Genomic DNA, 19,259 nt, shown 5'->3' on the forward strand with positions numbered 1-19,259 from the left:
GGTCAGGGTCGCCTCAGCGACGCAGATCACCGCACGTCCGACTACAGTGCGGCAGAGGATGGGGGTAGTCTCGAACGGACTGATTAAGTTACCGCTTAGTAATACCGAGTATCACCGCACGTATCACCGCCCCCTCGTAACCTCGCAGGCCCGAGGAGCCCCCAAATGCAACTCGCCGCGATCATCGTGTCGCTGGTCCTGATCGTGGTCGGCGTCGCACTGTTCGGCCGCGCCGTCCTGCAGATCGTCAACTACATGCGGCTGGGCCAGCCGGTGCCGGCCGGAACACGGACCAACGCCCCCGTGGACCGCACCGTCACCGTGGTCAGGGAGTTCCTCGGCCACACCCGGATGAACCGCTGGGGCATCGTCGGTGTTGCGCACTGGTTCGTCGCGGTGGGCTTCTTCTCCCTGCTGCTGACCATCGTCAACGCCGTCGGCCAGCTCTTCCAGGCCGACTGGATCCTGCCGGTCATCGGCGACTGGGCGCCGTACAACGTCTTCGTCGAGTTCATCGGCACCATGACGGTGATCGGCATCCTGGTCCTGATCGTGATCCGGCAGCTGTCCCACCCGCGCAAGCCGGGCCGCAAGTCCCGCTTCGCCGGCTCCAACTTCGGCCAGGCGTACTTCGTCGAGGCCGTCATCCTCATCGTCGGCGTCTGCATCTTCATGCTGCACGCGCTGGAGGGCGCCCTCCACCACGTCGACGGCTACGAGGCGTCGTTCTTCATCTCGTACCCGGTCGTCTCCGCGCTCCAGGACGTGGACCTCGGCACGCTCCAGAACCTCGTCTACTTCTTCGCCGGCCTGAAGATCGCGACCTCCTTCATCTGGATGATCACGGTCGCCCTGAAGACCGACATGGGCGTGGCCTGGCACCGCTTCCTGGCCTTCCCCAACATCTGGTTCAAGCGCGACGCGAAGGGCGGCACCGCCCTCGGCGCGCTGCTCCCGATGACCTCGGGCGGCAAGCCGATCGACTTCACCGACCCCGGCGACGACGACGTCTTCGGCGTCTCCCAGGTCGAGCAGTTCTCCTGGAAGGGCCTGCTGGACTTCTCCACCTGCACCGAGTGCGGCCGCTGCCAGTCGCAGTGCCCCGCCTGGAACACCGGCAAGCCGCTCTCCCCCAAGCTCCTGATCATGTCCCTGCGCGACCACGCGCACGCCAAGGCCCCCTACCTGCTGGCCGGCGGCGGCAAGACGATGGAGGGCGAGGAGAAGGCGTCCGAGGAGCAGCTCGCCTCGGTGCCTGCCGCGGCGCTGGCCGAGGCCGAGCGTCCGCTGATCGGCACCCTCGAGGAGCAGGGCGTCATCGACCCGGACGTCCTGTGGTCCTGCACCACCTGCGGCGCCTGCGTCGAGCAGTGCCCGGTCGACATCGAGCACGTCGACCACATCGTCGACATGCGCCGCTACCAGGTCATGATCGAGTCCGCGTTCCCGTCCGAGGCGGGCACGATGCTCAAGAACCTGGAGAAGAAGGGCAACCCCTGGGGCCTGGCGAAGAAGCAGCGCCTGGAGTGGCTCAAGGAGCTGGACTTCGAGGTCCCGGTCGTCGGCAAGGACATCGAGGACCTCACCGAGGTCGAGTACCTCTACTGGGTCGGCTGCGCCGGCGCCCTGGAGGACCGCGCCAAGAAGACCACCAAGGCCTTCGCCGAGCTGCTGCACATCGCGGGCGTCAAGTTCGCGATCATGGGCGGCGACGAGAAGTGCACCGGTGACTCCGCCCGCCGCCTGGGCAACGAGCCCCTGTTCCAGGAGCTCGGCATGGAGAACGTCATGACCCTCAACGCCGCCTTCGGCGAGGAGATGGACGACGACGGCAAGGTCACCGAGGAGTCCCGCAAGCCGAAGTCGGCGAAGAAGATCGTCGCCACCTGCCCGCACTGCCTCAACACCCTCGGCAACGAGTACCCGCAGCTCGGCGGCGACTACGAGGTCATCCACCACACCCAGCTGCTCCAGCACCTGGTCGACGAGGGCAAGCTGCTCCCGGTCACCCCGGTCGAGGGCATCATCACCTACCACGACCCCTGCTACCTGGGCCGCCACAACAAGATCTACACGCCCCCGCGCGAGATCATCGCCGCCGTCCCCGGCGTCCGCAACGAGGAGATGCACCGCCACAAGGAGCGCGGCTTCTGCTGCGGCGCCGGCGGCGCGCGGATGTGGATGGAGGAGCGGATCGGCAAGCGCATCAACAACGAGCGCGTCGACGAGGCCCTGTCGGTCAACCCCGACATCGTCTCGACCGCCTGCCCCTTCTGCCTCGTCATGCTCACGGACTCCGTGAACGGCAAGAAGAACGACGGCAAGGCCAAGGAGTCCATCCAGGTCGTCGACGTCGCCCAGCTCCTGCTGGACTCCGTCAAGACCCCGGCCGATCCGACCGGCGAGCCGGAGCCGGAGAGCGAGCCGACGCCGGAGCCGGTGAAGTAACCGCCGTCCCCGCTCGACCGACACCCCCGCGTCCCTCCCGGACCCGGGGGTGTCGCCGTATGTCGAACACGTGCATCATTACCCGGTCGTTGTCGGTAATGGTGGTACGGGTCGATACGGACGAGGTGAACGGTGCGGCGCCTGCGAAGAAGCACCCTGACCGGCACGGCCGCCGTCGGCTGCCTGCTGCTGCTCGCCGCCTGCGGCCACGGCCCGGCGCCCGCGGCGGAGGACACCGCCGCGCCCACCCCCGTACGCGCCGCCGACGCCCCCGCCCTGCTCCCCGTACCGCGCGGCGGGGGCAGCGAGGTCCCCGACGACTTCAACGGCGACGGCCACCGCGACCTGGTCCTCGACGACCTGGTCACGGCGGAGAGCCACGCGGACGACGCGGGCATCGGCGTGGTCTACGGCTCGCCCCGCGGACTGGTACCGGGAGCCCGGCAGTTGCTCGGCCCCGAGAAGTACGCGGCGCCGGTGGACGGCCAGTTGCCGGCCGTCTTCGAGGCCGAGGCGAGCTGCGACCTCGACGGCGACGGCTTCACCGACCTGGTCGTCACCACCGACCCGCCCTACGACGGCCAGGGCCGCCCCCCGGTCCCGCTCCAGCTCCTCTTCGGCTCCCCGTCGGGCCTGGCCGGCCGCGCGGTCCCGCTGACCATCCCCGACCGGGCCCGGTACGGCAACGACTGGCCCGAGCGTCCGGTGTGCGGCGACTTCGACGGCGACGGCGCCGAGGACCTGGTCGTCCACGCCTCGGCCGGCCGCCTCAGCTACCTGCGCGGCCCCTTCACCCGCGAGGGCGCCCCCCGGAAGGCCGGCGCGCCCCTCCCCTCCCCCGGCGAGGCGCCGACCGGCCCCGCCGCCGACGTGAACCGCGACGGATACGACGACCTGGTCGTCCGCACCTCGGCGGGCCCCGGCAAGGCGGCCGTCGTCCTCGGCGGTCCCGACGGCCCGGCCCGCACCGGGGTCACCCTGCCCACGGGCGTCGACGTCGCCCTCGGCGCCTTCGGCAAGGGCAAGGCGCTGGACGCGGCCGTGGGCACCCCGGACACCACGGCGCTGCGCTACGACCTCCCCACCGCGTCACGCGGCGGTCTGGACACCCCCGGCTCCCTGCTCGACGCCGCCGACTTCGACGGCGACGGCCTGAGCGAACTGGTCTCCAGCGGCTCCGCGGTACGTGTGTACCCCGGCCGCGCGACGGGCCCCACGACACGGGGCGCGGTCACGGTGCGGCCCGCGTCGGCCGGTACGACGCGGGTGCTGACGGCCGCCGACTTCGACGGCGACGGCCTGGCGGACCTGGTCCTGCGCACCCACCGGGGCGACACCGAGGACACCGTCGAGGTCCACCGGGGCACGGCGAAGGACGTGGTGACGGCGAAGCCCGCGGTCGCCTTCTCGACGTCGCAGTTCCTGACCCCGTAGGTGACCGACCCGGCGTCACGGGCGGTGCGCGGCACGGCTAGGGTGCCTCCGCACCACAGGGGAGGGAAACAACACATGACGAACCGATTCACCCGGGCCGTCTCCGCGCTCACCGGCCTCGTACTGGCCGGCTCCGCACTGGCCGTCGTGAACGCCGCGCCGGCCGCCGCGCACGTGGAGGACTGCCCGAAGGGCTACTTCTGCGCCTGGACGGGCGACGACGCCGACGGCACGATGTGGAAGACGAACAAGAACGTCGCGGACCTGGGCCGCTGGGCCGACGACATCCACTCGTACACCAACAACCGCGAGACCGCGGACGCCTGCCTGTACGCCGAGCGGAACTACGACCGGTCGAGCTACCTCTGGTACACGGAGCGCGCCGACGGCGAGGCATGGATGTACTACGGGGAAAACTCCTCGGTGATCCGTTCGATCAAGTTCGTCCAGGACCCGCACGAGTGCGACGTGCACGACTACCCGTCCTGGGCCTCATCGGCCACCTCCGGCACCCCTGACTTCGGCGACCTGGACGGCGACACCCGGTCCGACGTCGTCAGCCGCGACCGGGCGGGACGACTGTGGTTCAGCCCGGGCAGCGGCCAGCCGGGCCGGATCATCGGCACCGGCGGATGGAACGGCATGAGCGCCCTGACCCGGCACGGCGACTTCAGCCGTGACGGCCGCGAGGACGTCATCGCCCGGGAGACCGCCACCGGCAAGCTGTACCTCTACCCCGGCACCGGCTCCGGCAGCCTCGGCAGCCGCAAGCTGATCGGCACCGGCGGCTGGAACGGCATGCGCACCATCACCGCCTTCGGCGACCTCACCGGCGACGGCCGCTCCGACCTGGTCGCCACCGAGAAGTCCACGGGCAAGCTGTACCTCTACCCCGGCACCTCCACCGGCACCCTCGGCTCGCGCAAGCTCATCGGCACCGGCGGCTGGAACGCCATGAACGCCCTCGTCGGCATGGGCGACACCAACGGTGACGGCCGGCCCGACCTGTACGCCCGTGAGGCGTCCACCGGCAGGCTCTGGCTCTACCCGGGCACGTCCACCGGCGCCCTCGGCACCCGCCGGCTCATCGGCACCGGCGGCTGGAACGCCATGGGGCACCTCCTGGCCGTAGGCGACTTCACCGTCGCCGGGGCCCCCGACCTCATCGCCGTCACCAACGACAGCTACAGGGAAGGCGGTTCCTCGTACGGCGCGGGCTGGCAGATCACCTACGCGGGCCGCGGCGACGGCCGCCTCGGAGACGCGTGGCGCCTCCAGGACGGCTGGTGGGGCTTCACCGCCTTCTGCTGACGAACGCGCCTTCTGGCCCCCAAGCACCTGCCCACCGGGGCCGTACGGTCGCCGTACGGCCCCTAGGGGACGCCCCGGTCAACCCCCGTAAGGGATGTCACAGCTCGGCAGCAAAGGACCCCCGAACGGCCGGGCCCCGCACGTCACTCTCCGGGACCAGGTACGTTCGAAGGCGTGGCTGGATTCAGGATCGGACGCGGCCGGGACAACGGCGCTCCAAACGCGCGACCGCAACGCCCCCCGTACGGACAGCAGGCGCCCCAGGGACCGTCGTACGGCGGCCCGGCGACGCCTCGGCAGCCGTACCCGCAGCCGCCGTACGGAGGTGGCGCCCCCGGCCCGGCACCCGGCGGATCCCCGTGGCCCCAGGCGCCCGGCGGCGGTCACGCCGGCGGCCACGGCGAGCCGGAGTACTTCGGCGACGGCGGCTACGGGCCCGGCGGACATCCCCAGCAGGCCCCGTACGACCCGTACGCGGCCAACAACCCGGGCCACACCCAGGCGTTCACGGTCGACGACCCCTACAACCAGGGCGACACCTACCGCGCCGGTTCCGCTCCCGCGCCCGGCCCGGTCGGCCCCCGCCTGCACTGGAAGGACCTCCTGAAGGGCGTGATCCTCGCGCCCAACCAGACCTTCCTCCAGATGCGGGACTACGCGATGTGGGTCCCGGCGCTCATCGTGACCTTCCTCTACGGCCTGCTGGCGGTCTTCGGCTTCGACGGCGCCCGCGAGGAGGCGATCAACGCCACCCTCTCCAACGCCGTCCCGATCGTCCTGACCACGGCGGTGGCGCTGGTGCTCAGCGCCTTCGTCCTCGGCGTGGTCACCCACACCCTGGCCCGCCAGCTGGGCGGCGACGGCGCCTGGCAGCCCACGGTCGGCCTCTCCATGCTGATCATGTCCCTCACCGACGCCCCGCGCCTGGTCGTCGCCATGTTCGCGGGCGGCGACGCCCCCTTCGTGCAGATCCTCGGCTGGGCCACCTGGGTCGCGGCCGGCGCCCTGCTCACCCTGATGGTCAGCCGCTCCCACGACCTGCCCTGGCCCAAGGCGCTCGGCGCGTCCGCTATCCAGCTGATCGCCCTGCTGTCGATCGTGAAGCTGGGCACGTTCTAGCCGCAGCCGTACGGAAGCCGGGCACGATCCAGTCGAAGACGTGCGAAAGGGCCCCGGTGCGCATCGCACCGGGGCCCTTCCCCTGCCGCACCGTGATCACCTCCTGCTACTGTCGGCCTGCTCACGCGGGACGAGCGGCGAACACGTGAAACGCCCCCCTGCGTGACCGCCCTGGGGAGGGACTCCTTTCGTGATTCGTCCGCTGAACAAGCGGGCCGTGCGCCGTCGGCGTGCGCTCGGCCGTATCGCTCTCACCGTCACGCTCGCCGTGACCGCCGGAATCGGCACCGCCACGGCGACGGCCGCCGCCGACACCCCCGCCGCGTCCGCCGACCCCGTCGTCGTCAGCCCGGGCGCGCGCTTCGTGCCCCGCGCCACCCTCGTCCTGAACGCCGGCGAGACCGGCTTCCTCACCGCGCAGGAGGGCGACGACCGCCTCCGCTGGATCGACTACGCCACCGGCGCGACGACCGTCCTCGACCACCGGCTGCCCGAGCCGCTGAGCTACGACGTCGACGACTTCCGCTTCGACCGGTACCCCGGCGACTTCGGCCACGGCTCCGACACCGTCGCCCTCTACGCGGCGTCCCCGTCCCCGCACGTGACGCTCCAGCAGCGGGCCGGCGACGGCCCGACCGTCACGATCCCGGTCCCGGACGGCCAGACGTACGTCGCGACCTACGGCGACACCGTCATCACCCGCACCGGCACCGAGGACGCCGCGACGGGCCTGCACCTGCTGCGCCTGGAGAACGGCGAGGTGCGGGACCGGAAGCTGGAGGGGCTGCCGGAGGGGTGGCATCTCAGCATCAGCAGCGGCGACGCCCGGTCGGTGGCCGTCCGCGCCATCAAGTGGGAGGACACCAGGATGTCCCAGGGGTGGTGGGTCGTCGACCTCGCCACCGGGTCCCTGAAGACGCTCTCCACGCACGGCGAGCGCGTCTGGTTCGACCAGGACACCGTCTACCACCTCGGCGCCCCGGAGCAGGACGCCGCCCAGGTGTACCGCCGGGACGACCTGGACGCCGAGCCGACCACCCTGGACCTGCGCGAGGTGTACGCGTACGACGACGTCGCCGTGCCCTTCGCCGGGGCCTTCGCCACCGTGACCCCGCCCAACGGCGGCAACAACGAGTACCGCGGCAACGCGCTCACCCTGAGAGACGCCGAGGGCAACTGGAAGTCCCTGCTGACCGTCGCCTCCCCCTCGGTGCACCGCACGCCCGACGGTTCGCTGCTGGTGACCGGCGCCGAGAAGGACACCGACTACGGCCCGCTCGACTGGGGGTACTACCTCCTCACGCCCGCCGCCGACGGCACCGTCACCCGCAAGCGCGTCGCGGACATCGAGGACCGGGAGGCCGACCCGGCCGGCATCTCGCTGGGCAGCGGCATCCTCACCACGGCCGACGACTCCAAGCTCTTCATGCCGCACACCTACGTCGGCGCCTACCGCAGCACCTGGCTGAAGACCTCCGGCCGCCCCGAGGAGCTGAACTCGACCGTCGACGGCCTCGTGTCGGGCAGCGACAGCGACTGCGGCGGCGCCGAGTACGGCTACTGCGTGACCATGTTCGCGAGCGGAGACGGACACCACGGACGCGAGACCGCGACCGAACGGGGCGTCACCATGCTCTACGCCAACGGCGACGAGTCCTGGGGCCCGCGGGTGACCTCCGGCTTCTACAGCCCGGAACTCGTCGACCTGTCCGGCCGGTACGGCATCGTGGAGGAGGCGTCGGGCGGCGCGCAGGCCGTCCTCCGGTTCAGGGACGGCGACACCGGCGACGTCCTGCAGAAGCGGGAGGTCGTCGCGGCCGCCGTCTGGGGCGACACCCTGTGGAGCGCCACCGGCAGCTGGTACGACGTGCGCCTGGACCTGCCGACCACGGTCACGGCGAAGAACCTGTCCACGAACGCCGCCGGCGAGACCTTCGACGCGGGGTGCGTGCCCCGTGAGCTCCAGGCCGTGGGCCGCTGGGTGTACTGGCAGTGCGACGACTCCTGGCCCAACTACCCGGGCGGCGGCGTCTACGACCGTCAGACCAAGCGCACGGTGCGGCTCGGCACCGACAAGACGCTCCTCGGCGACGGCTACCTGGTCCGCCAGTCGGACACGACCGGTCTGACCCTCGTCGACCTGCACGAGGGCCTGCCGGCCGGCGCCACCGAGGCGGACCTGCCCCGGCGCGTGATCGTCGGCGCCGCCGAGCTGGGCGACCGGACCGTGCGCCGGGCCGGCTGGACGGTGGACCGCTTCGGCGGCCACGTCGCCTACATCGGCGCGGACCGCCGGGTGCGGATCGTCCCGTCGGGCGTCCCGGCCTCCCGGATCGCCGTGATCGACGCGGAGACGACACCCGCCCTGGACCTCAGGGCCGCCGGGGCGAAGTGGACGTCGCGCTGGTGGCTGTCCAAGCCCGCCGCCTCCTGGTCGCTGACGCTGAGGAACAAGGCGAGCGGCAAGACCGTGCGCACCGTGTCCGGCGGCGAGGCCCGCGGCGTGCTCTCGGCCTCCTGGGACGGCAGGGACGCGGCCGGGGCCCCCGTCCCGAACGGCGCCTACACCTGGACGCTGACCGCGAAGCCCGCCGACGGCGCCGGGTCCGACCTGTCCGTCTCCGGGACCGTGCCGGTCACCGGCGGCGCCGCCGTCTGGCGGGACCTGGCGGGCGACGACGGCTTCGGCGACCTGCTGGCCGTGGACGGCGCCGGTGCCGTGTCGATGTACCGGGGCAACGGAACCGGCGGGGTCTCGTCCCGCATCGCGGGGTCGTCCGGCGCGTTCCCCGCCGGCTCGGTGCTCGTGCCCGTCGGCGACGTGGACGGGGACCGGTGCGCGGACGTACTGGTACGGGTCGGCGACGAGCTGCGGGCCTACCGCCCCGGCTGCGGCAAGGTCGTCGGCGCCTCGTCGCCGTACACGCTGATCGGCAAGGGCTGGGGGCAGTACGACCAGCTGACGTCGCCCGGCGACATGAACGGGGACGGCTTCGTCGACCTGATCGCCCGCCAGCGGACGACCGGCGACATCTACTTCTACGCGGGCACCGCCGACCACCACCTGAAGACCCGGGTGCGGATCCAGGCGAACTGGAAGCTGTACAAGTGGATCACCGGCGCCGGTGACCTCAACGGCGACGGGCGGGGCGACCTGCTCGGGCAGGACTCCGCCGGTGTGCTGTGGCGGTACTACGGCACGGCGGCGGGCAGCGTGACCAGGCGGGAGCGGGTCGGCGGCGGCTGGAACGTCTACTCGGCCCTCGCCGGCACCGGCGACCTGTCCGGCGACGGCCGCACCGACCTGCTCGCCCGGGACACCGCCGGGAAGCTGTGGCGGTACGCGTCCGCGGGAGACGGTACGTACGGCGGCCGGGTGCTGGTGGGCACGGGCGGCTGGAACACGTACAAGGGCCTGTACTGACCCGAGCACGGAGAGAGGGGCCCTCGGCGCGACGCGGTCACGCCGAGGGCCCCTCTCTCGTCTCCGGCCGTCAGGCGTCGAGCACCTGCCCGTCCCGCCGCACGACGGGCGGCAGGACGCTCCACGGGAAGTTGATCCAGTCATCGGTGCGCTTCCACACGTACTCGCACTGGACGAGGGAGTGCGACTTCTCATAGATCACCGCGCTGCGGACCTCGGCGACCGTGTCGAGACAGAAGTCCCGCACCAGCTTGAGCGTCTTGCCGGTGTCGGCGACGTCGTCGGTGATGAGGACCTTCTTGTCGGAGAAGTCGATGACGTTCGGGACCGGCGCGAGCATGACGGGCATGTCGAGGGTGGTGCCGACGCCCGTGTAGAACTCGACGTTCACGAGGTGGATGTTCTTGCAGTCGAGCGCGTACGCGAGCCCGCCGGCGACGAAGACACCGCCGCGCGCGATGGACAGCACTATGTCCGGCTCGTAGCCGTCGTCGGCGACGGCCTGGGCCAGCTCGCGCACGGCGACGCCGAACTGCTCGTAGGTCAGATTCTCCCGAACATCACTCATGCGCGCGTCCCGCCTGCGTTCTTGCTGCTCATACCCCGGCCGCTCACACCTGGGTCCGATGGAAATTGAGGAAGGACCGGGAGGCCGTCGGCCCCCGCTGGCCCTGGTAGCGGGACCCGTAACGCTCGCTGCCGTAGGGGTGCTCGGCCGGCGAGGTGAGCCGGAACATGCACAGCTGCCCGATCTTCATCCCCGGCCACAGCTTGATGGGCAGGGTCGCGAGATTGCTCAGCTCCAGCGTCACGTGCCCGGAGAAGCCCGGGTCGATGAACCCGGCGGTGGAGTGCGTGACGAGACCGAGCCGCCCGAGCGAACTCTTCCCCTCGAGCCGCGAGGCGAGATCGTCCGGCAGCGTGATGACCTCGTACGTACTGGCCAGCACGAACTCACCGGGATGCAGGATGAACGGCTCGTCGCCCTCCGGCTCCACGAGCCGGGTCAGATCCACCTGCTCGACGGAGGGGTCGATGTGCGGGTACCGGTGATTCTCGAACACCCGGAAATAGCGGTCGAGGCGCACGTCGATGCTCGACGGCTGCACCATGGAGTCGTCGAACGGATCGATCCGCACCCGACCGGCGTCGATCTCGGCCCGGATGTCCTTGTCTGAGAGAAGCACGCACCGAGGATACGCAAGGCGCGCGGAGCAACGACAACCGCCGCCGCGCCGCGCGCCCGAACCGCTCTGCGTCTGTGCTGCCGCGTCTGTTCGCTACCTCTTCTGCGCACCCACGGGCACGGCGCTCCGCAGCCGCGCACACCGCGGACATCGGACGAGCCGGCCGGGGCCGAGTCGCTCGGCCTGCTGCATCGGGAACGAGGTGGCGGTGAACACGTGCCCATCGGCACAGCGGACGACGGTGCGCTCCATCAAGTCCTTCAAGTCCCTTCCCCAAGAGCCGCGTCTGGCTTACTACCCTGACGACAAAAGCCACAGTACGGGATGAAAGAGACGACTCTCCAGGCGGCACTCCGCCCTCACGCACACCCTCTCCGAAGCCCTCACCGTACGCCCCAACCCCGGCCCCCCGCAGCCGCATCCGCACCCCCCGACGACCACCGGCCCCACGGTGCGAACACCGGGGGCCGGGCATGGGGTAGAGTGACCGAGCGTCCAGACACCGGCCGTGGTCGGCGTCTTACGCGGGTGTAGTTTAATGGTAGAACATCAGCTTCCCAAGCTGAGAGCGCGAGTTCGATTCTCGTCACCCGCTCCATAAAGAAGGCCCAAGTCAGCGACTTGGGCCTTACTTGTTGTCCAGTCCCGCGGCGCCCTGCGTTGCGGTCGCGGCACCGGTGTTGGAACGGGAGCCACGACGCGGCTGTCCACGCCTGCCTCAGGCGGTCGGGTCCCAGAGCCCGCCGGCCTCGCCGCGTGCGAGGTGCTCGGCGTAGACGCCGACCTTCCAAGTGATGACGGATCGGCACTCCTCCAGTGCCTGGATCTGCGCGTCGACGCGCCGGCGGTGGGCGTCGAGCAGGCGCAGGCGTTCTGCCTCGTTGCCCGGTCCGTGGCGTACCAGTTCGGCGAAGTGCTTGAGGTCGGCGAGCGGCATGCCGGATTCGCGGAGCTTGACGCAGATCAGGAGCCAGTCGACATCGAGAGAGGTGTAGCGCCGTCTGCCGCCCGACGTGCGCCGGACGGGCCCGACGAGCAGGCCCTCGCGCTCGTAGAAGCGCAGAGCGTGCACGCTCAGTCCGGTCCGCTCGGCCACCTCACCGATGCTCAGCGGCTGCTCGGCGGCTTCGGTGGTGGTCATGCCGCTCACTCCTGGACTTGATCTAGACCTCGCTCTAGATCGTAGCGTCGGCGGCATGCCACTTACCGATCAGCAGCCGCTCGGCTCGCCCTTCTCCGCTGCCACCACCGCCGAGGACATCGTGGCCGACCATGACCTCTCCGGCACGACCGCGGTAGTGACCGGGGGCTACTCCGGGCTCGGCCTGGAGACCAGCCGGGCGCTGGCAACCGCCGGGGCCCGGGTCATCGTTCCCGCCCGCCGCCCCCACGTCGCCCGTGCCGCTCTCCAGGAGGTGAAGGGCAGCGAGGTCGTCCCCATGGACCTGACCGACCTCGACAGCGTCCACTCGGCCGCCGCGCACATCGGCAGCCGTATCGACCGGCTCGACCTCCTGATGGCCGTGGCCGGCGTCATGGCCACCCCGGAACGGCGCGTCGGGCCCGGCTGGGAGGGCCAGCTCACCGCCAACCACTTCGGACACTTCACCCTCGCCTGCGAGCTCTACCCACTCCTGGCCGCCGCAGGCGGCGCGCGCGTCGTGGTGAACAGCTCCGCCGGACACACCTTGACCGGCATCCGCTGGCACGATCCGCACTTCCGCACCGGCTACGACCAGTGGCTCGCCTACGGCCAGGCCAAGACCGCCAACGCCCTGTTCGCCGTGCACCTCGATGCCCTCGGGCAAGGCGACGGCGTCCGGGCCTTCAGCCTCCACCCTGGGAAGATCATCACCGGACTGCAGCGGGAGATGACGCTCCAGGAGCAGATCGACCGCGGGTGGGTGGACGAGCACGGCAACGTGATCGGCGCAGACTTCAAGACCCCCTCCCAGGGGGCAGCCACCGGCCTGTGGGCCGCCACGTCCCCGCTCCTCGACGGCCGCGGCGGGCTCTACCTGGAGGACTGCGACATCGCCCGCGTTTCAGCGCCCGGCACCGCCATGGATGACGGCGGCGTACGCGCGTACGCCATCGACTCCGAGGAGGCCGCCCGGCTCTGGGAGTTGTCCGTCGCCGTGACCGGCGCCAAGCCGATCACCCGGTGAACCCACGCGCTGGACATCGTCATAACGCCTTCGCGGCAGGCGTCACAGCACGTCGGGTGCGCTCTCCTCGGCGGGGTTCTCGGATGCCGGGCGATCCAGGGGTTGAGCAGGGTTCGGCTCAGGACGATGTACACGGTGTTCGGCTCGGCCAGCGGTGTGCCGAGCCGTGCGATCCCGACGAGTCCGACGAGCGTGGCGGCGCTCAGTACGACGACCCACAGCGTGCCGATCCGGCGGGCCGCGGGGATGGCACGGACGCTGCGGATGCCGTTGAAGCGGGCCAGGATGTGCGGCTGGCCGAAGCAGCCCAGCCCCAGCCGAGCAGCGAGACGACGGCGCCGACGCCGGCCGCGTGCACCGCTCCCGGGAGCGAGAGGAACAACCAGGCCATGTCGCTGACCCCCGCGGACAGGGCGGCGACGGGCGCGCTGAGCCTGCGGCCTCCGAGGGCGGAGTCGGTGAACGTTTGTGTGCGGGCGTAGGTCCAGACGCCCGTTCCGATCATGGCGGCCACATACACGAGGAACATGGTCACAATCGGCGCGCTCAAGTCGAACATTCGGCCCTCGCTCGCATGGCTCGTAGGCGCCGGCACGACCCGGGCGCGCTCGGCAGTGATACACCGCGTCACAAGCCTGCACATCCGGGGCCTCCGCTTCCGCGGCTTCTCCCTCCTGTTTACCTGCCGGACCATCGGGTGCAGGCTGGAAGGGAGGCCGCCTCGTCACAGGGCGCGGGCTCGGGACGCGCGGTCTCGCCACTCCGAGTGAGCTCTTGAGCTCGGCAGGAGGGAAGCGAGATGACGGATCAAGTAACCACCGGTACACGCTGGCGCCTGGCTGGTGATTGGTTCGATGTGTGCAAGTGCGCCATACCGTGCCCTTGCACGTTCGCCCAGCCCCCGACCTACGGCGACTGCGAAGGCGTGCTGGTCTGGCACATCCGGGAGGGCAGCTACGGCGACGTACGGCTCGACGACTTCAACGTCCTGATGCTCGGCTCCTTCGTGGGCAACCCGTGGACGGACACGCACTCGGAACCGTACGCCGCGGTCTTCCTCGACGAACGGGCCGACCCGGAGCAGCGTGCCGCCCTCGGGGCCGTGTTCGGCGGTGAGGCGGGCGGGTGGCCGGCCCGGTTCGTGGAGATGTTGCACCCCGAGATGCGCGGCATGGACTTCGCCCCCGTTCACGTCGAGATCGACGAGGACCTCACCACTTGGCGTGCCGAGGTCCCCGGCCGGGTCATGGCCACCGCCGAGGCGCTCACCGGTCCGACGACGCCGGACGGCGCACGTGTCCAGGTCCACAACGCCCCGGGCGCCGAGGTCGGACCGGGCCAGGTCGCCACCTGGGGACGGGCCACCGCCGACCGCGCCGACGCGTTCGGCTTCTCCTGGGAACGCTCGGGGAAGTCGAGTAAGCACTTCCCCTTCGACTGGAGCGGTCCCGACTGATGGAGCGGACTGAACGGACTGACTGAGAGCACGCGCCGCTCCGAGGTCGCAGGTACGCCGGTGCCGGACGAGGCACTCCGGCTGTCTCCTGCTCGGGGTGTGCTCTCCCCAGCGGTTCTGCGTGCCCGGGCGGGATCGTTCGGTCACCGACGCCCCGTCGGCGAACGCACCGTGTTCGCACGCCGGGTGAGTCACATACCGTCCATCGCCGGCACCGACAGGGCGGGGAGCAGCCAGGTCTGGAACGGCGCGAGCGTGGCGAGCACGAGAAGCGTGACGCCCACGACCCGGGCGAGCAGCGGACCACGGGACCACAGCTTCTCCACGAAGATCACCACGGCCAGCCCGGCCATCGCCGCCACGTTCATCACTCCGAGCGGGACCAGGACGATCATCAGTCCCGCGCAGCAGCCGACGCAGTAGGCGCCGTGATGGACTCCCACCCGGAGGTCACGGGCCGGCTGCCGGAAACCGGCGTAGCGCACCAGTTGGCTCATCGGGTCGCGGCAGTGTCGCAGACAGACGTTTTTGAGGGGGCCGAGCTGATACAGGCCCGCGACCACGAAGGTGACGGCACCGATCCAGCGTCCGGCGGTCGGATGGTCGTCCACGAGGCCGCCGGTGAGGGCCAGGACGGCGTAGGCGAGCAGACCGAAGGCGGTCCACACCAGCAGATACCCGCCCACGAACTCGACGGTGCGCGCGGCCCGCGTCCTGCCGGAAGACCGTCGCCCGATCCCGCGCACCCAGGTGATGGCCACCGGCGCCATGGACGGCAGCATCATGGCCGCCATCATCGTCAGCCACAGCAACAGGAAGAGCGGCAGCGCCATCCCCATCGTGCCGGGCTCGGCCCCCATGCCGCGGGCCTGCCCGATCGTCAGCACCCAGGCGGGCACCGCCACGAGGATGATCAGGAACCAGGCAAGGACGAGCTCCCGAGTCGGCAGCAATCGTCCTCCCGCTCCGGTCGGTGCGGGCGACCGGGCGGATGCGAGGGCGGAAGTCCGGCTGGGACGCATCGGCTTGTACTCCTGCGGTTGTCTCCAGGACAGCACTCATCCCTCTGCGGCGCCACCGCGCACAGTGGGCGCCATCTGCACGAGCGTGAAGGCGTCAGGGGGAGGTCCGAACGAGCCGGGTCGGGGGTCGCACCGTCGCTGCCCGAACGGGAGCGCGAGTTCGATAAGAGCAGTCGCGCATGGTGCGCCTTCCCTCCCGTTCCCACGACTACCACGGTGCCGAAACGGCCCCCGCGCGGTCATGCCGTCTCCCCGGCGACCGGGGGTCCGGCCATGCACCCGGGGCGCCAGCCGCCGCTCTCGCGCCACGGGCTTTCCTCGTTCTGCGGCCCTTCGTCAGGAACTCGTCGGTCAGCGCAGTCCCGACTCGGCCGCCGCGATCCTGGACGACCGGCTCAACCGCGTCTTCCGCCCGGCCGACGCGGCCGGCTGACGCGAGTTCCTCACCCGGCCGGGCCGATGTCGACGGCATCGGCGCCGAAGGCGGCGACGAGCGCCTGCGCGATCAGACCGGGCAGCTCGGTCCGCCCTTCGTCCTCGGCCCAGCGCACCAGTGCCGTGTGCATGGCAGCCAGACAGGCGCCGGCCGCCGCCCGGGCGCGGAACTCCGCATCGGGATCGGCGACCTCGTCCCCCAGGGCGTCGACGATCGCTTGCTGAAGGGCGTAGTGGCTGTCCAGGTGTCTGGCTCGCAGGGCAGGCGTCGAGATCATCAGGCGGAGGCGGGCGAGCAGGAACGCGTCGCCCGCCGCCGGGTCGTCCGGGCGACCGCCGTCGGTCAGCGCCGCGGCCGCGTCGACCAGCGCACTGCTGATACGGCGGACCAGGGGCTGCGCCGGGGACGTGGCGGCGATCCGCTCGGCGACGAGCGGGCCTTTCTGGTCGACGAGCACCAGGTCTTCCTTCGTGGGGAAGTGCCGGTACACGGTCATGGGCGACACGCCTGCGGCTTCGGCGATGTCGGTCACGGTCGTGGCGTCGTATCCGCGCTCGACGAACAGCCGGACCGCGAGCGCCTGAATCGTGCGCTGCGTCTCCGCTCGTCGTTGCGCTCGCAGTGTTGAGTGCTGACCCACCATCTGGTAGACCTTACCGTCTGATAGTGACTACCAGATTGGTAGTCACTCACTGATGAGCGGGGTGGGCATGAAGGACGCAGACGACCTGACCGGCAGGACGGCTCTGGTGACGGGCGCGTCGCGCGGCATAGGACGGGCGATCGCGGTCCGGTTGGCGCGGAAGGGGGCTGCGGTCGTCGTGCATTTCGGCACGGACGAGGACGGTGCGGCAGCGACGGTCGACGAGATCGAGCGCGCCGGGGGAACCGCGGTCGCCGTCCGGGCGGAACTGGGCGTGGAGGACGACGTCGACACGCTCTTCGCGGGAGTCGGGGCCGCACTGGCCGGGCGGTCGCTCCACGTCCTCGTCAACAACGCGGCGGCCGCGCCCGCCGGACCGATCGGGGCCACGACGCGCAGGGAGTTCGACCACCTCTTCGCGGTGAACGTGCGAGCGCCGTACTTCATCGTCCAACGCGCGCTGGACCTCATCCCCGACGGCGGCCGCATCATCACGGTCTCGTCCGTGGCGACCCGGATGGCCAACCCCTCCCAGACCTCCTTCGCCATGACGAAGGGGGCGGTCGAGACCATGAGCATGACGCTGGCCAACGAGCTGGGCGTACGGGGAATCACAGTGAACGCGGTTGCTCCCGGCGCCACCCGGACCGCGACCAACGGGGCGTCCTTCGCAGCACCGGGCCTGGCGGAACTCATCGCCGGCACGACGGCGCTCGACCGGCTGGGCAGGCCCGAGGACGTCGCCGACGTGGTCGCGTTCCTCGCTTCCGACGCGGCGCGCTGGATCACCGGGCAGGTCATCGACGCGAGCGGTGGCCTCTTTCTCGGACCGCGCGCCTGACCGCGGGACGAAAAGACGCGGCCGGCGCCGCCCTTCCGGAGGGGGCGCCGGCCGGTGTGGTCGGGTCGGTCAGGACTCGGTGGTCGTCCTGCGGCGGCGGGCGACGAGTACCGCGCCCGCACCGAGGACGAGCGCCGCGCCGCCCGCCAGGCCGACCTTCGGCAGGGCGTCGCCGGAACCCGTGTGGGCCAGCGAGCCGCCGCCGCTGCCGCTGCCGCTGCCGCCGGACGTGTTCACCGGAGTGGTGGACGCGCCGCCCTGCTCGGTGGTGTGGTCGCCGGACTCGTCCTTGGTGCCGTCGTCCTTGCCGGGGGTGTCACCGCCGTCGTCGGACTTGGCGAGGATCTGGAACTCGTGGTGGTCGAGGTCCGGGTAACCGCCGCACGAGCCGTCCTCGTTGACGTAGTCGGCGGTGACGAACGCGGCGCCCTGGCCCGCCGGGATGTCCGGGTCGACCTTCAGCCGCAGCTTGACGTCGACGGAGGCCTTCGCCTTCAGGGAGCCCAGCGAGGTCGCGTCGATCAGGTCGGCGTCGCGCCAGGTCGGGTTCGCGGCGGTGGACCACTCCAGGTCCAGGTAGGAGTCGAGCTCCTTGAGGCCCTTGACGTCGAAGGCGTGGACGCCCACGTACGGGTACACCGCGTCCATCGTCTCGCCGGTGCCGTTGGTGACGCGGAGGGTGAAGGACTCCGTGGTGCCGCCGACGACCTTGTCCGGCAGGCCGGTGACGACGGCGGTGAGCCCGGGCTCGGGGACGCAGTCGGCGACCGGCTCCTCCCCGTCTTCGCCGTCCTCCCCGTTCTCCTCCCCCTCTTCGGCGGCGGCCTTGGCGTCCGCGAGCGCCTTCTCGGCGTCGGTCAGCTTCGCCTTGGCCTCCTTCTTCGCCTTCTGGAGCAGGCCGATCTTCCGCGTCTGCTCCACGCGGGCGTCGTCGTAGGCGGTGCTCGCCTCGGTGGCCTTGGCGTCGGCGGCGGTCTTGGCGTCCGCGGCCTCCTCGGCGGCCTTCTCGGCCTCGTCCAGCGCCGTCTGCGCGGCGGCCCTGTCCTCGTCGGTGGCGGCGGCTTCCAGCTTGGCCCGGGCGTCCAGGACGGCCTGGTCGGCCTCGGTCTTGGCCTGGGCTGCGGCCGTTGCGGCCTTCTCGGTCTCGATGACCGCGGCCTTGGCCGGGTAGGTGTCCGCCGCCATGTCCTCGGTGAGGAACGTGATGGCGTCGTTCACCGCGACGACGGCTGCGTCGTACTCCTTCTGCGCGCGTTCGACGGCCTGCTCGAGCTCTTCGATCGTCGGCTTCGCCTCCTGCGTCTGCTGCGTGGCGGGCTTCTCGTCGGCGAAGGCCGGGGCGGCGGACAGGAGGGCGACCGGGGAGATCACGGCGGCGGCGACGGCGGTGGCGAGAACACGGCGAATCTTCACATGGACCCCTGATCGGGTGGCGAAAGGTGTGACGGGCGCCGTGCCTGCGGAGTGCTCACGCGGGACGACGCCCACGCGATCGTATGACCTGCTTGATCACCGCCACAGGTGACTTTTCGCGGCCGTACCGGAAAAGGCGCGGCGGCACGCGGACAAGTCGCGCACATGGGCACAGTTGCCCGCGTAGGCCGCACTTTTTGTGTGACGCATGTCATCAGCCGGATCAGTCGGGGGCCGGCCGGGGCCGCGTCCCCACCGGCCCCGGCCCTCGCGCCGCCCTCCCGCCGGTCCCCGGCAGCCTCGCGGGCCGGAAGTCTGCCGGGTGCCGTACAGGCGGCCGCGGTGCGGGCGGTGGCA

The 19,259-nt window shown here is 71.1% G+C and carries 14 protein-coding genes, 1 tRNA gene and 1 pseudogene; 9 read left to right on the top strand and 7 right to left on the bottom strand.

Annotated features, from left to right (window positions below; genetic code table 11):
* Positions 1-165: 165 nt before the first annotated feature.
* The 5 genes from D1J63_RS17435 (at position 166) to D1J63_RS17455 (ending at position 9,736) form a co-directional block, all read left to right on the top strand.
* On the top strand, positions 166-2,448 hold the full coding sequence (locus tag D1J63_RS17435) for a (Fe-S)-binding protein (RefSeq protein ID WP_125629787.1): 2,283 nt from the start codon (positions 166-168) through the stop codon (positions 2,446-2,448).
* Between the two features lie 132 nt (positions 2,449-2,580).
* Complete coding sequence (locus D1J63_RS17440) at positions 2,581-3,882, top strand: VCBS repeat-containing protein (protein WP_125629789.1); 1,302 nt, start codon at positions 2,581-2,583, stop codon at positions 3,880-3,882.
* Positions 3,883-3,957: 75 nt separating this feature from the next.
* Entirely contained in the window at positions 3,958-5,193 is a 1,236-nt protein-coding gene (locus D1J63_RS17445) for an FG-GAP-like repeat-containing protein (RefSeq protein ID WP_125629791.1), read from the top strand.
* 174 nt (positions 5,194-5,367) lie between these two features.
* Positions 5,368-6,312, top strand: coding sequence for a Yip1 family protein (locus tag D1J63_RS17450; protein ID WP_125629793.1), 945 nt, complete (start codon positions 5,368-5,370; stop codon positions 6,310-6,312).
* A gap of 190 nt (positions 6,313-6,502) precedes the next feature.
* The gene (locus D1J63_RS17455) at positions 6,503-9,736 is read left to right on the top strand and encodes an FG-GAP-like repeat-containing protein (RefSeq protein WP_125629795.1); all 3,234 of its coding nucleotides are present in this window, start codon (positions 6,503-6,505) and stop codon (positions 9,734-9,736) included.
* 70 nt (positions 9,737-9,806) lie between these two features.
* Here D1J63_RS17455 and D1J63_RS17460 read toward each other — a convergent pair whose 3' ends face one another.
* Complete coding sequence (locus D1J63_RS17460) at positions 9,807-10,304, bottom strand: phosphoribosyltransferase (RefSeq protein WP_030401433.1); 498 nt, start codon at positions 10,302-10,304, stop codon at positions 9,807-9,809.
* Positions 10,305-10,347: 43 nt separating this feature from the next.
* Entirely contained in the window at positions 10,348-10,923 is a 576-nt protein-coding gene (gene dcd, locus D1J63_RS17465) for a dCTP deaminase (protein ID WP_125629797.1), read from the bottom strand.
* 524 nt (positions 10,924-11,447) lie between these two features.
* Here dcd and D1J63_RS17470 point away from each other — a divergent pair.
* Positions 11,448-11,521: transfer RNA gene (locus tag D1J63_RS17470), tRNA-Gly, on the top strand.
* Between the two features lie 120 nt (positions 11,522-11,641).
* Here D1J63_RS17470 and D1J63_RS17475 read toward each other — a convergent pair.
* A complete protein-coding gene (locus D1J63_RS17475; RefSeq protein ID WP_125629800.1) occupies positions 11,642-12,064 on the bottom strand; it encodes a MerR family transcriptional regulator in 423 nt (140 codons plus the stop codon).
* 55 nt (positions 12,065-12,119) lie between these two features.
* Between D1J63_RS17475 and D1J63_RS17480 the strand changes: the two genes are divergently transcribed.
* Positions 12,120-13,091 (top strand): SDR family NAD(P)-dependent oxidoreductase, encoded by a 972-nt coding sequence (locus D1J63_RS17480; protein ID WP_125629802.1) that lies wholly within the window; start codon positions 12,120-12,122, stop codon positions 13,089-13,091.
* Between the two features lie 149 nt (positions 13,092-13,240).
* Here the strand turns inward: D1J63_RS17480 and D1J63_RS17485 are convergent.
* Positions 13,241-13,918: pseudogene (locus tag D1J63_RS17485) on the bottom strand (hypothetical protein); the annotation flags it as partial.
* On the opposite strand from D1J63_RS17485, the gene D1J63_RS17490 reads away from it, so the two are divergent.
* Positions 13,891-14,547 (top strand): DUF1326 domain-containing protein, encoded by a 657-nt coding sequence (locus D1J63_RS17490; protein ID WP_125629804.1) that lies wholly within the window; start codon positions 13,891-13,893, stop codon positions 14,545-14,547. The pseudogene D1J63_RS17485 and the gene D1J63_RS17490 sit on opposite strands and share 28 nt — an antisense overlap.
* A gap of 191 nt (positions 14,548-14,738) precedes the next feature.
* Here D1J63_RS17490 and D1J63_RS17495 read toward each other — a convergent pair whose 3' ends face one another.
* Both D1J63_RS17495 and D1J63_RS17500 read right to left on the bottom strand, forming a co-directional pair.
* Positions 14,739-15,569, bottom strand: coding sequence for a DUF2182 domain-containing protein (locus tag D1J63_RS17495; RefSeq protein ID WP_125629806.1), 831 nt, complete (start codon positions 15,567-15,569; stop codon positions 14,739-14,741).
* Positions 15,570-16,012: 443 nt separating this feature from the next.
* Positions 16,013-16,648 (bottom strand): TetR/AcrR family transcriptional regulator, encoded by a 636-nt coding sequence (locus D1J63_RS17500; protein WP_125629808.1) that lies wholly within the window; start codon positions 16,646-16,648, stop codon positions 16,013-16,015.
* A gap of 67 nt (positions 16,649-16,715) precedes the next feature.
* Between D1J63_RS17500 and D1J63_RS17505 the strand changes: the two genes are divergently transcribed.
* Positions 16,716-17,489, top strand: a complete 774-nt coding sequence (locus D1J63_RS17505; RefSeq protein ID WP_125629810.1) for an SDR family oxidoreductase — start codon at positions 16,716-16,718, stop codon at positions 17,487-17,489.
* A gap of 69 nt (positions 17,490-17,558) precedes the next feature.
* Here the strand turns inward: D1J63_RS17505 and D1J63_RS17510 are convergent, their stop codons facing one another.
* Entirely contained in the window at positions 17,559-18,902 is a 1,344-nt protein-coding gene (locus tag D1J63_RS17510; RefSeq protein WP_125629812.1) for a peptidase, read from the bottom strand.
* Positions 18,903-19,259: the final 357 nt, after the last annotated feature.

It is taken from the genome of Streptomyces sp. KPB2 (assembly GCF_003950055.1).
In the GTDB taxonomy this organism is placed as follows: domain Bacteria; phylum Actinomycetota; class Actinomycetes; order Streptomycetales; family Streptomycetaceae; genus Streptomyces; species Streptomyces salinarius.